At 39.3% G+C, this 13,009-nt stretch carries 12 protein-coding genes; all 12 read right to left on the bottom strand.

Going from position 1 to position 13,009, the window contains the following annotated elements:
* Positions 1 to 109 precede the first annotated feature (109 nt).
* The 12 genes from QCD85_RS02160 to QCD85_RS02215 all read right to left on the bottom strand — a co-directional run bounded on the left by QCD85_RS02160 (position 110) and on the right by QCD85_RS02215 (position 12,847).
* The gene (locus tag QCD85_RS02160; RefSeq protein WP_301261506.1) at positions 110 to 1,204 is read right to left on the bottom strand and encodes a Gfo/Idh/MocA family protein; all 1,095 of its coding nucleotides are present in this window, start codon (positions 1,202 to 1,204) and stop codon (positions 110 to 112) included.
* Positions 1,204 to 2,343 carry a UDP-glucuronosyltransferase gene (locus QCD85_RS02165; RefSeq protein ID WP_301261507.1) on the bottom strand — a complete coding sequence of 380 codons (1,140 nt, stop codon included), beginning with the start codon at positions 2,341 to 2,343 and terminating at the stop codon, positions 1,204 to 1,206. Before QCD85_RS02165 ends, QCD85_RS02160 begins: the two co-directional genes overlap by 1 nt.
* A gap of 104 nt (positions 2,344 to 2,447) precedes the next feature.
* The gene (locus tag QCD85_RS02170; RefSeq protein WP_301261508.1) at positions 2,448 to 3,878 is read right to left on the bottom strand and encodes a hypothetical protein; all 1,431 of its coding nucleotides are present in this window, start codon (positions 3,876 to 3,878) and stop codon (positions 2,448 to 2,450) included.
* A gap of 30 nt (positions 3,879 to 3,908) precedes the next feature.
* The gene (locus tag QCD85_RS02175) at positions 3,909 to 4,721 is read right to left on the bottom strand and encodes an ABC transporter permease (protein WP_273615497.1); all 813 of its coding nucleotides are present in this window, start codon (positions 4,719 to 4,721) and stop codon (positions 3,909 to 3,911) included.
* Between the two features lie 4 nt (positions 4,722 to 4,725).
* Positions 4,726 to 5,532: an ABC transporter permease gene (locus tag QCD85_RS02180; protein ID WP_301261509.1), complete on the bottom strand. Its 807-nt coding sequence runs from the start codon at positions 5,530 to 5,532 to the stop codon at positions 4,726 to 4,728.
* Complete coding sequence (locus QCD85_RS02185; protein WP_301261950.1) at positions 5,522 to 6,514, bottom strand: ABC transporter ATP-binding protein; 993 nt, start codon at positions 6,512 to 6,514, stop codon at positions 5,522 to 5,524. Before QCD85_RS02185 ends, QCD85_RS02180 begins: the two co-directional genes overlap by 11 nt.
* Positions 6,515 to 6,544: 30 nt before the next feature.
* Entirely contained in the window at positions 6,545 to 7,561 is a 1,017-nt protein-coding gene (locus QCD85_RS02190; RefSeq protein WP_301261510.1) for a BtrH N-terminal domain-containing protein, read from the bottom strand.
* The gene (locus tag QCD85_RS02195) at positions 7,554 to 7,799 is read right to left on the bottom strand and encodes an acyl carrier protein (protein ID WP_301261511.1); all 246 of its coding nucleotides are present in this window, start codon (positions 7,797 to 7,799) and stop codon (positions 7,554 to 7,556) included. Before QCD85_RS02195 ends, QCD85_RS02190 begins: the two co-directional genes overlap by 8 nt.
* A gap of 40 nt (positions 7,800 to 7,839) precedes the next feature.
* Positions 7,840 to 9,198 (bottom strand): peptide ligase PGM1-related protein, encoded by a 1,359-nt coding sequence (locus tag QCD85_RS02200; protein WP_301261512.1) that lies wholly within the window; start codon positions 9,196 to 9,198, stop codon positions 7,840 to 7,842.
* A gap of 15 nt (positions 9,199 to 9,213) precedes the next feature.
* Positions 9,214 to 10,416, bottom strand: a complete 1,203-nt coding sequence (locus QCD85_RS02205) for a radical SAM/SPASM domain-containing protein (protein ID WP_204824872.1) — start codon at positions 10,414 to 10,416, stop codon at positions 9,214 to 9,216.
* A 216-nt stretch (positions 10,417 to 10,632) separates the two neighbouring features.
* Positions 10,633 to 10,926: an acyl carrier protein gene (locus tag QCD85_RS02210; protein ID WP_204824873.1), complete on the bottom strand. Its 294-nt coding sequence runs from the start codon at positions 10,924 to 10,926 to the stop codon at positions 10,633 to 10,635.
* 385 nt (positions 10,927 to 11,311) lie between these two features.
* Entirely contained in the window at positions 11,312 to 12,847 is a 1,536-nt protein-coding gene (locus QCD85_RS02215; protein ID WP_301261513.1) for a methyl-accepting chemotaxis protein, read from the bottom strand.
* Positions 12,848 to 13,009 lie beyond the last annotated feature (162 nt).

Here is a 13,009-nt window from a genome sequence, read left to right on the forward strand (position 1 = left end):
CCATGTTCATCTCCTAACCATTTGGCATTACACATGCACCCACGTTCAACGAGAAAAAGATTTTGATAAGAAAAAGATGTTTGCTAAACCAAATATCTGTATGGATAACTCAAGATATAACACTTTTGGATTTGGCAGTCGCATGAATATGAGATAGCAGGTGGATACGCTCTACCGATTCATCCAACGAATGATGATTGGACGGATGATAAACGGTATCACGAAAAAAGCGTAATTGATTTACATAATAATTCATTGGCTCAAAGGTATGATAACGAACTTCACCTGTTTCCTGCCCATTTTCCAGCAAAGCAATCTTTAACTTCAATTTATAAAAGCCTAGATTACAGCGGAAAAAGTCATTAATCGTTATCGTTGCGTGTTCAAGGTAAACAATATGACGGCTACTATACGGCTTCTCAAATGAGAATATCGCTTCTGCTGTCACTCCATGAGCAAGTCTGGCTTGCGCTTCAAATGTCCAATCGCATCCATTCGGCCCATCAAATAGAGAATGTCCATCAAACTCACCATGTTGTATACCGATCACCTGTTGCAAAAATTGGAGCCAATAACAACCCAAATCCCAGAAACATCCTCCGCCTTGCTCTGGATGGCTTCGGTAATTATCCTGATGATTGTCTTTGGCGGGTATCGTAAGCTGGGTCACTGTACGTATCAAGTCTCCATATTCACCAGACTGAATCAACTCACGCAATGTATGTTGCCACGGATGATGTACTACCATAATCCCTTCGATCAATTGCAATCCATAATGCTGTGCTGCGGCACCCATCATCGGCAATTCTTCTGGATATAAACAAAGTGGTTTTTCGACCAGTACGTGTTTGCCTGCGGATAATGCTTTGCGAATCCATGTTGCATGCAGTTCATTACTCAGCCCTATATAGACAGCATCCAGTTGAGGATCAGCTAATAATTCGTCCAAACTGTTATAAATCGTTGCAATTCCATAATGTTCTGCTAGCGATTCGGCTTTGGATAAAGTGCGATTAGCAACGCCTACAATTTCCAGTCCATCGACATAAGGTGCAGGATCAAGAACAGCACGTGGCACAATTCCTGAACAGCCTAGAATGCCTAATTTGACAGTTGATTCTGGATGGTGACTTACTTGAGCCGAAAGAATATGTTCATCTGCGTCTGTGGTGGATTGCCTGATACTCATTTCCGAAGATTTCATCATAATGTACCTTTAGCCATCGTAGGATGAAGAAGCTGCATATGACGTTGAATATACTCATCTGCGTACGCTGGAAATTGTTGACGGGCTTGTAGTAATTGCTGATGCATCTGTTCCAAAATATCGGTACCTCCACCATATTCACTCATCCAGCGTTCATAAGATAATCCGAATCCGTATTTTTCCCATTGTGCTGCATTCTGAGCTTCATGTTCACCAAAAGGCTCTAAAAAGATAATCGGCGTACTGAGTGCAAAAGAATCTGCTAATGTCCCTCCACCGGGCTTGCTCACGATCGCTTGTACATTGCGTTCAATCTCGCACAAAATATGATACTCTGCTCGTGATTCATACTGAACAGACTGATCTGCTTGCACTTCTCCTAATGGCGGAAAGGTATGCTTATCCTGTTCATTTTGTTGCCATGTACGCCATTCTGGATTCATTCGATAATAACGTTGTCCCTGTTCTGAAGTGCCTCGCTCATCTTGATCATATAGAATAATATCCAGTCCATAGCCTACTTGTTCTAATTCGGCAATACGTTCACGATACGTCCCCATTCCCCAGCCACCGCCATGTACCAACAGTCGATGTTGCCTTTGACTATACGGAATCACAGGGTCTGACAAAGGGATATCGATATACGTGTACATCTCTTGTTCTCCATGACCAAATAGCCAGACTTCATGATAACTCTCATGTAGCTGACCTAATCGTTTGCGTACACTTTTCCAGGAAGGAGAATCGACCACATCCAGATACAATAAATCCACATGGATATTGGCTTCGCCTACCTGCTCCCGATAGCGATCTAAAATGTATATCCAGTGCCCTGATAAACAAATAAAATGTTGCCTTCCTTCAGATTCCCACTGCTGTAACAATGTTGCAATCTGTTCATCATCCATACTTTTGCGGATATCTTGTGGAATTCGCTGAGACATCAATGCAACTGAAAAATCAGCATGATATGCTTGCCGGCTTTTATCTACTTTTTGCAATTGATCGGATTGCATAACATTTTCAAATACAAGAACGTCTGTCGGAATACCCATACGCTTCAAGCTTGCTTCTACAAGTAGACCGGGTGTATAAAAGCCTAATCCAAAACCAGAACACAATATCGTTACAGTCATGATCATCAAATCCTTCCATGTATAGGATGGTGAAGAAAAGAACTATATGTTGAGTAATAAAAATGAATAGAAGTGAATATTAAAGTAGAACATTCGCTATTTGATTAATTTAATATGCTAAATTGGTTCGTTTCTAATAGTTGTTCAAATCGAGTCAATAGTTGTTGCTTGATATAGTCATGAGTAGCTACAACCGAAAGGTAGATTCTGCCTTTGTGCTTTTTGTTGTCATTGCGGAAGCGGTGATTCACATGTAAAGCGGCTGACGTTAATGGGATAATACCCTGTTGGCGATTCGGCAGATAGAGCAGATTCGCTTGTTCTAAAAGATGTAGCAATTGTTCATGCGAGACTTCGCCTGTATGGGACACATTATAGTTGGTCATATTACCTACCAGTCCATACGTACGTAGATATTGATCCATCTGATGCTTGATCAAGCTCATTGATTTGCGAGCGTTAATCTCCACCATTGGCTCAAGACTACCATCTTGTAACACCATAGAATCAATACAGACATGTCCAAAGTAACCATCTTGATACAACTGCTTACCGATCTGCTCCATCAGAGCAAAATAACCTTCTTGTTCCAGTCGCACCATAAAAGCAGAATCAGGAGAAAGCGACTCACGATAAGCAAATTGAGAGTTAGCTAACCATTGAACAGATAGCATTTCGATATTTCCTTGTGGATCGATATAGAATTGGCAGGAGAAATCACGTTCTTTTTGCAGATACTTTTCGATTAGAAATTGAACTTTTTTCCCTTTTTCCTCTTGTTTATGCAGACCATGACCAATCCGTACAAGAAGTTCAGGAGAATCGATCAGCATATTCCCTTTGCCTGATACACCGTAATTGTCTTTGATTAAAAAAGACCCTTCTTTCAGCCATTCACTTCCTTTTTCAACCAGTTCTTCACTGCTTTCTACAAGTACCCCTACACCGCTCAAATTGAGCTTTTGTTTCATTTGAGCAGAATAGTGTTTGGTATTGACCTTTTTGACGACTTCCAGATCAGGAGCATGATAACCGATTCCAAATCGTTGATTCATCTCTTCGATATGAGGAATCCATGCAAATGGAGATAAAGTCATCGTAGATAATGGAAATGGAGCGGTTAGCTGTTCATCTTGTTCTTGCATCCACTGGAAAACAGACACAGGACGTGCAGACATCCCTGCTTGCTTACCTGCACTCAAGCGATTGATTCCTGCCATCGTCTGATCTTGCCCTGCTAGAATATGATCTTTGATTTTGGCGGCATCCATTTCCAAATCTTGCGTATTTCCATATACGCTAAATCCCAATTGCTGAATATATTGACGCTGTGCTGGCTCGATTGCATAACGGGTAAATAGCAGATCTCCTGGATGACAAAAAGTAAATAACAGTTCATCCATCGCCGTAACTATTTTTTCTGCTTCTTTATCAGGTAAAGCTGGCAAAGTAGCTAGATCATCTTCACGCCAGTACAATTCGGCTTCAAAAGCACCCATGTGTAGCAATGGTTGGTTACCAACACGTTCACTCATATGTATATTCCTCCTTTAGTTAGTAGATCATTATTGACTGGCACTGGAATAATGACGCAAAGCATAACTCCAGATCACACGAATAATAATTAACAACCAGACCGGCGCAAGCAATGCCCACCAGATCATACCTGGATTCAAAGCACCCATCACAAACATAGGTGGAAAATTGCAAATCACGAACACAGGCAATAAAAAGGTTCCCAAACGCTGAATAATACGATTATAGACAGCCATCGGAACATAATTCGTTTCAAAAACGCTATTGGACATATCGGTGACTCCTGTCGTCTGTACTGTCCAAAATGCAAGCAATTGAGGCAATAGAAATACCGAATAAGCAATCAACACTCCGATAGCGATAAAAAAGATAAATCCACCCACATGGTAAAAGTCTACCGGTAAGCCCATTCGACTCCAGCCAATCGCAACCATAATAGCGCCACCGACCACATTTGGAATCGTATATCCTAATTCAAATTGGCGTAAAGTCACTGCAAATTGCAATGAGATCGGCTTGGTAATCAACACATCCAGTGAACCGGTACGTACTTTATCCGGTAACTGTGTGAAATTAGTAAAAAACAATCCGCTGTACAATCCACTCATAATCGTAAATACGCCTACATATAACAAAATCGCATCCGGCGACCAGCCATTAATATCGGTTCCTACCTGATAAGGCAGAATCGCATATAATAGCTTGATCAGTAGATACGCAGTCTCAATCAGAAAAGCTGTAATAAAATTGGTACGGTATTCCATTTGCGACATCACAGAGAATTTCATAAACCGTCCATAAATACGTGAATATCGCTTTGCTTCTTTCCAGATCATTTGCATATCATTATCCTCCCACCGCTACATAACGGCGCACTCCTGAACTCCATACCCACCTAGCTACTAGCAAAATAACAACGATCCATAACCATTGCATACCAATCCCTGTTACCGCTTCTGTTGGAGTTAATTTGCCTGTAATCATATTGACAGGAAAAAAGACAATATAGGAAAAAGGCAACATGCCTAATAATTTGGCGATAGTCTCTCCGAAAATCGTTAATGGAAATACACTGCCACTAGCAATATAAATAATCAACGATAACGTATAAAATAATCCGGTAGATTCTGTTAGCCAGAAAGCAATACCACTAAGTGCATAATAAATGACAAAATTCAGTAACAGAGCGCCGGGTAATGCAATCAGATAACGTAGCGCACTATCCCAACCGACAGGAACATGTAGACCGATCCGCAACCAGATCAATACGACCGCTGCAAATACAATAACAAGAACAGACTGAACAGCTTTGGCTCCAAGAAATTTCAAAATGCGATATGCAAAATAATTTAATGGCTGTACCAAAAATTTACCTAATCCGCCTTCTTTGATATCGCCAGCGATCTCGTATTCAAATCCGGCTGCGACTAATTTGCCTGTGACTGCCGCCATAATGATATAGATCAGCATTTCTTGAAACGTATATCCTACTATCGTTCCCTGACCGGAGGATTGAAAAATCGCTAACCATAAAAAAAACTGGGTCATCATTGGTACAAAAAAGCTCACCAGTTGAATCCAATAATTAGTCCGGTATTCCATTTCATTCTGGATCCCCATATGTAAAATTTTGCGATACACTTTATTGGGCATGGGGCAATCCACCTTTTTCGTACAGAATCGCAATCCCTTCTTCTAAAGGAATATCTTCTATCGTAAAATCGATCACTGGCAAATGATCCAGTATTTCTTTGGATTTGCGTAATACATCGTGTTTGCTTAATTCAAATACGACTTCCAATTCAGAGCGAGAACGAATCTTACCGTATCCATTTAAAGACAGTTCCGATACCGGTGCTGACAGTTGGATTTTGAGCAATTTCCAGGAACCGATCACATCATTTACACTTTTGAGATCACCATCGTAGACCAGTTGTCCATGATTGATAATCATCGTTCGTGAACACAAATCTTCAATATCACGCATATAATGACTGGTTAACAAAATCGTGGTATTGTACGTCTGATTGTATGTTTTGAAAAATTGTCTGATTTTACTTTGAGAAATAATATCAAGTCCGATAGTCGGCTCATCAAGCAAAATGACTTTCGGGCGATGAAGTAGCGAAGCAATCAATTCCATCTTCATCCGTTCGCCTAGAGACAGACGGCGTACTTGTACATGTAACTGTTCGCCTACACCGAGCAATTCTACCAGTTCATCCAGTGTGCGCTTATATTCAGTATCGTCCAGATCATAGATTAATTTGTTGAGTTCAAATGAATCGCTTGCAGGCAAATCCCACCACAATTGATTTTTTTGACCCATCACAATCGAGAACTGACGTTTAAATTCTTTTTTACGTTCCCACGGGGTATATCCAAGTACGGAAGCTTCTCCATCACTAGGATGTAGAATACCGGATAACATTTTGAGCGTTGTTGTTTTTCCTGCTCCATTGGGTCCAAGAAAGCCTACAATCTCGCCTTCGTTAATATCAAAGCTCAGATCGATCACTGCTTCTTTATGCAGTTTTTCCCGTTTGAATAAATTGGAAAATGATTTGCGTAAGCCGGGCTCTTTTTTGTAATATTCAAATGTTTTGGACAGTTGATTTAATGTGATAGCAGACAGATGACACGACCTCCTTCATGTTGCCTATTCCTATAGACGGACCTGATGTACCGTCATTCTCATGCGTTCTAATACCGCTTTTAATTCTGCTAATAAACGCAGACTGTGTTGAATATATTCTGGTAATTTATCACGATTAACACGTAGACCTATTTTGTACAATTGAAGCAGATGTCTTTTCCATGTTTGTCTGAGTTCATACAGATCTGATCGCAATAGATCTGTATAATGCTCACCGCCCATCAATCCTTCATACCGACTAATAAATTGCTCGGTATATTGTAATAAATGCATCAAGCTCTCTATCCGTAACTGGTAATATAACGTATCGCAATTGGCTCGAAATTGTTCATCATCCATATCTAACAAACGATCCAGATCACAGAACAAAACAGCATAGGCAGACCAACTTTCTTGCAAAAATTGCTCTAAATGAAGATCACACGCTTGAATGACTTTTTTTACACTCAACTCTTCTGCTGGATTGCCATTGAGATACGCGTATTCTGATATGCCTTCTAACAATAAAGTGAGATTGGTTTTGCCACTATAACTAAGCACATGCCCTGACTCTTCTAACAAAAAATGATCAGATACATACGCTTCATCTTGCTTCATATCTAACCCGTACAATTGGATAACATGCCCTTTACTCGGGTTATTTTGATACACGGGATGGAAATTTAGACAATGACTTTGTAAATGTAAAAGAATACTTTTTCCATTTTCCAAAGCATTAGACCAATCCTGCAAAATCAAAAAATCGTTTCGCTTTGAAAGCGAAGGATCGATAGTGACATGTTTTACTTCAACCTGTGTATTGGTTGACCATTGAGATAACAAATCCGCCATCGGACGTAGACCAAATGAATCGAAATTCCCTTTGTACGAGATCGACAACCCGTTGCAAAGAAAATACAAATCAGCTTCATCGGTATATACACCTTGACGCAGTAGCAAAGCGTGCAGGCTAGCATAAAAGCAATGCTGTCCTGGCGCTCCTACTGTTTCAGGCAAAACTTGTTTGGCAAGTGACCTTTTAAACATATTGGGCTAATATATTTTCAATTCGGCGTAACGTCGATAATTCTTCCAATAGTAGATTATCATCGTCGATCATGATATTTAGATGGTTTTCCAACTCTACAATTAATTCGACTGCCGATAATGAATTAAGACCGTATTCTCGTAGATCATCGTCTGGCTGTAGATTTTCCAGATCGCCTAGAGCCATTTTTAACACTTGAGCAAGCAATGGTACAACCTGTTGTTCACTTACTTCCATCGTTGTGCCTCCTTTTAACATATCGTTGACGATCACTTGGTTATAATCCTGCAATAATATGTTCTAATTGTTCTTCCAGTCGCTGCGCTTCCTTTTGAGTATCTGCAATTACAATCGCAAAAATCCGATTGTTATACCCGCTGGTAGTTTTACTGGCTGATAATGTACCTGCCGTATAAATCCATACACCAAATGGATGCAAAGACGTATACAACAGATCATGCTCTTCCAACGTCTGACAAAGGGCTTGATAAGTTAAGCGCTCTTTCGTAATATGCCGGAAATAACGAGAACGAAATATTCTAAGTCCAAACACTTGCGGTAATAATGAAATATACGTGGATAACGTAAAACGCCCGTTAATTTCGATAACAGGAATCAACTCGCCACTTTCATCAATAAAAGCATCTATCGAAGCGATCCCGCGATACTGCTTTTCATACAAATAGTGCCCTAATTCCATCGCATATTGACGGGATTGCTGCCGAATCGTTTCGCTTACACCTGAAGGCATATACGACCCAATATAGACAGTGCCATCCACAATCTGACGTTTGAGTGAAAAGACTTCTACATCTCCATCAGGATGAATATAAATCTGGTAATTCAGATCCATTTGCTTTTTGTGCCAGCGTTCCACCAACCATGCTTGGTCTGGATTATTTTGCTTGCGTGCAAAACGGCTCATTACACTCAGCGTTGCATCAAGCTTTTGCGTACCTTGTAATAAATATAAGCCTTTGCCAGAAGCGCCATAAGGTTCTTTAATAATAATTTGCGCTTCTGCATCAGCTGTACCTATCGCCAAACACTCACGTCTAATCTCTTCTACCGTCGCACATACGGTTCCGCTACTGACAGGGAATCCTAATTCAATCGCTGCTTGGCGACTGAATATTTTGTCATTGACTAATTTACAGATATCCGAAGGCGCTCCGATATACGGAATCTCACAAGTACGCGCAATTTCTTCTTCCCACTGTGTAACAGCATAAGGAACCAGATACGTTTCTTCATAAGCTGCACGCCCTTGCATACCGTATAACTGCAATCGTTCTAACAGCGCTTCATCTTGCAAAATTAATTGCGATATCGATACAAAAGGATCATCACTTTCCCCTTCAGGAATCTCGATTCGAGGTAACTCAAAACCCAGATTTTCCAACATATCTAGATAATCCGGGTCTGGTTGTTTACGCAAAATCATAATATCCTGCTTACGACAGAGTAAAAGATTCATCTCTTCTATTCGATTGACTACTTCTTGTTCCTGGGGATCACTCACTCCTTTGCTGATATTATGCCAGACCGATTCAGCGCCAATATTAAAAATCCATACTAAGCGACCTTTATCACGCCGATCGGTCAAAGCATCCATTAAAGATAGCTGCTGTCTCATAAACTCCCTCCGCTCTTAAATATAGTCGAGCGAATTGACTGTACCTGCACCATGTAGATACAATACACTGCACTTCGAGCACGCAGGCGTTAGCCCTTCTTTATTAATAATATGTCTTACATTTTCATATTCTTCAGAATCCCAGATTTCTTTCAAGCTTTTCTCTTTCAAGTTCCCTACGGTAAACTCGGAAAAGAATTTACAAGGCATAACACTACCATCCGGTACAATATCTGTACGTGATGTTAACGCTAGACAGTGATTAGAACAACGACTTGTCATTTCATCACCATGAATAAATTTATCAATTTCATCGTAATCTAGACCTGGTTGATAACGAACACGGATTTTCCAGATACGATCATTGATCTTATGCAAGTCTTCCATCAATGCATCCATACGATCTGGATTGATTTTATATTTAAATGCATGCCAGCTACTGATATGACGCTCATCCAACTGACGCAACCACTGGAATTTTTCTGAGAAATACGTATCCATTTTGAGCGATGTTTCCCGTGAAATATACCAAGGGAAGCACAGCATCACTAGATCTAACTTTTTCGATTCGAAAAATTCTAGCAATTCAGTCATACGTCCAATCATATTGTCATTAATAACCGCATGAACAGAAATTCTGCCTTTGTATAATCCTTGATCACGTAATTCAACTAGGCGATCAATTTGTGCCATTGTTTTTTGAAATGTGCCTTTACCACGAATCAGGTTATGCTCATATTCAAATCCTTCAACAGCAATAAGTAACTCTAAATTTTCAGAGAGATCCAAAATAGGTTCCAAAAATTTGTCGATCAGCAATCCATTCGTACAGATTGTCATCTCACGACGATCGTTTTGAATATATTCTAATATTTGTCCAAATTGACGGTGGAACATCGGTTCTCCGCCCCATAGATACAAGCGAGATTTAGCTTCTTTGGTATCATCCAACAGTTGTTTGAAAATAGCCGGGTCCAGATCCATGTTCTGTTCCGCTTTATCCATTTGATGATGATATCCATCTTCATTCCATTGGAAACAGTGTGTACACCGTAGATTACAACGGTTGGTTAATTTAATCCCTAGAGATTGAGGGATAGGCGTTTTGTATGTCGGATCTTTAATCTGATTACGGTAAGAGACAGTTGCATTACGAACAGTTCGTTTGATCAATTGGAATTCTTTGCGGTCAATGGTTACTTCGCTTCTTGGTTGCAAAAAAAACACCTCTTCCTTTGAATTCAATGTTCAAAGCATACTTGAATCTGATGACGCATAGCATCATAAGCCCGATAAGTGTCAGAAAAAGTGATTTTGTACACAATTTGTACATCAATATGTGTTAGCGGTATTCGATAAAATCGGTTTGGAATAAGTACCTAAGCGTGTAATTATGGTTAATAAGTGTTAGCGCTTTAATTTTTATGTAAGCGCTTATAACGTGTTGACCTTTTCTTCAGTCAGATTGTCTTGACCTGTCTCATGACTCACAAAATTGCAGAACGCTTGTATAGAACCCAAATGCTCCATATCAAACTCTTCAAAATCAATTTCGACATTAAAGTCATCTTCTACACGTAAAATAAAATGAATCAATTGGATTGAATCCAGTCCGGCATCGTGAATAATATCAGAATCGCGGTCTAGACGTGTCAAACAGGAAGGGTCTTGTTTTACCTCACTAATCATAGTAATAATTTGCTCTACAGAAACCGGGGATTGCTGCATTCTAATTCCTCCTTCTAGATATAGATGTATCGAGTGGCGAGAATCAGGTAAAGCACGATTACACATGAAGAATATAATGAACTAAAAATGGTGCTGTACAGCTGATAATCCCATGCACCAATTAATGGAATTATATGCATATATATTCATCTATATTCCAGAAATAGTCAATCCTTATAATAAGAAACTGGTCAAAAGACCCAACGTGCATAATTACCACTAAAAAAAACACTACTCGTATGTGAAAACCACATGAGTAGTGTTTGTTCAATCGTTTTACAACACTTTTTGATCTTTGTTTTACAGAAAGCAAGTAGATACCCCTGTAATTATTTTGTCGAAATCATGCATGAATCTGAATACATTTTGTCCGTTTATTGACAAATTAAGAAGATTTTTCAGACACAATTTCGTCACTTTCTACTAGAGCATTATTTTGATCCAATGAATGATTTAATATATCGATCAATTGTTTTAATTCATCAATACTGTTTGCGATACTGCTTACTCGTGTTGATTGTTCTTGTAAGCTCGAAGTCATTTGTTCAATAGAAGCACTCGATTGTTCTGTAACCGCGGAGATCGTGCCTGTTTCTAATACAGAATGGCGAATACCTTCGATCAATTCTTTGATCATACCACCGATTTCTACCGAGCAATCTGATACTGTATTAGCTTCTGTCATAATATCTCCAAAAGATGATTCTGTCTGTTCGGCAGAGAGCTGAATCACATCAATCGCTTCTTTCCCTTGCTGAATACGACCGGATACTACTTCTGTCTGATCATGAATACGATGCAAAATATCGGTAATCAAGACGGTCGATTGCTGTGCTTCACTAGCTAGATCACGAATTTCAGTAGCGATAACAGCGAAGCCACGACCATGTTCTCCAGCGCGTGAAGCTTCGATGCCTGCGTTAAATGACAGCATATTGGTTTGACGAGCTATATTTTCGATAGCTTGAGAAACGGAAGAAATTTCTTGTGCATAATTACGTAAAGTATCCATTGCAGCATGTGTGTTATCAATCGTCTGACCTACTTCATGCACACCTTCACGTAGACGGATCACTTGCTCATTGCCTGAACGTGTTAAGGAAGCAGTTCGTTCAGCAAGCTCTGTCATGTGATTAGCAGTATTACCAATATTGCGGATAAATGTTTCTGAATTTTGCATCGATGTATTAATTTCGCCAATACTACTTGCTTGGGAATCAATACCTTTAGCAATTTCATTAAACCCTGTATTTAATTCTTTACCTATGCGATCGGTATCTTCTGCATTACGTTGCAATTGTCCACTAAACTCGGTCAATTCTTGTGCAGAACGTTCTACTTCTTGAAGTAAATTATCAATTTGCGTTTTTTGTTGATGCAAGTTGCTCATCATTTTCTGACCCAAAATACAAATCGATACACCAGCAGATCCAACCATGATCGTTACGACCACTAGTACAATAATATCCAATACAGAGATCGTTGTAACGATAGGATCAAATAGTAGCAACACTGCTTCTAAAACAACAGCATAGATAGTCGCTACAATACTTACACGCATATTCAAGTAAACGACAGAAAGCGTCACATAGATTAGAAAAGCAGACCATGAAGCTTGAGAAGGAAGTACCCAGATCACTGCCGTACAAGCGATAAATGATAATGGTGTTAATAGATATTTACCTATAGATAAATGATTGGTCTTTTTGAAAATAAAGAAAGCAGCTGGTACCAAAATACATACGCAAACGATTAAATATAACCATGCATACAAATCAACCAGATGAAGAAAATACATTGCTCCATAAATAGGAACACAACTGGTTAAAATAATAGCCAATGTATATAGCAAAAGCTTAGAAGCTAATCTTTCATAAGGTGTTGCTTTTGTTTTGTCATTTTGTGTTAATACGCTGTTCATAAGCGCCTCCTTCGATGTGTTGAATTCTCATTAGTGAAATAGTTCTATTTTACTATTTCGTCAAAATTCAGCAAAAAGTTTACAGTTAATTTACTAAATTTTTTAGTTATTTTTTTGCATAAATAATCACGTAAAAAAGCAGTAACTCTGAGATCAGAATTA

This window comes from Paenibacillus sp. PsM32 (assembly GCF_030433815.1).
GTDB lineage: Bacteria > Bacillota > Bacilli > Paenibacillales > Paenibacillaceae > Saccharibacillus > Saccharibacillus kyungheensis.

Bases quoted from the DNA above. Each gene is read 5' to 3' on its own strand.
- QCD85_RS02175 (WP_273615497.1), bottom strand. From the start codon at position 4,721: ATGCAAATGATCTGGAAAGAAGCAAAGCGATATTCACGTATTTATGGA.
- QCD85_RS02195 (WP_301261511.1), bottom strand. From the start codon at position 7,799: ATGGAAGTAAGTGAACAACAGGTTGTACCATTGCTTGCTCAAGTGTTA.
- QCD85_RS02160 (WP_301261506.1), bottom strand. From the start codon at position 1,204: ATGAAATCTTCGGAAATGAGTATCAGGCAATCCACCACAGACGCAGAT.
- QCD85_RS02190 (WP_301261510.1), bottom strand. From the start codon at position 7,561: ATGTTTAAAAGGTCACTTGCCAAACAAGTTTTGCCTGAAACAGTAGGA.
- QCD85_RS02165 (WP_301261507.1), bottom strand. From the start codon at position 2,343: ATGACTGTAACGATATTGTGTTCTGGTTTTGGATTAGGCTTTTATACA.
- QCD85_RS02200 (WP_301261512.1), bottom strand. From the start codon at position 9,198: ATGAGACAGCAGCTATCTTTAATGGATGCTTTGACCGATCGGCGTGAT.
- QCD85_RS02180 (WP_301261509.1), bottom strand. From the start codon at position 5,532: ATGCCCAATAAAGTGTATCGCAAAATTTTACATATGGGGATCCAGAAT.
- QCD85_RS02210 (WP_204824873.1), bottom strand. From the start codon at position 10,926: ATGCAGCAATCCCCGGTTTCTGTAGAGCAAATTATTACTATGATTAGT.
- QCD85_RS02170 (WP_301261508.1), bottom strand. From the start codon at position 3,878: ATGAGTGAACGTGTTGGTAACCAACCATTGCTACACATGGGTGCTTTT.
- QCD85_RS02215 (WP_301261513.1), bottom strand. From the start codon at position 12,847: ATGAACAGCGTATTAACACAAAATGACAAAACAAAAGCAACACCTTAT.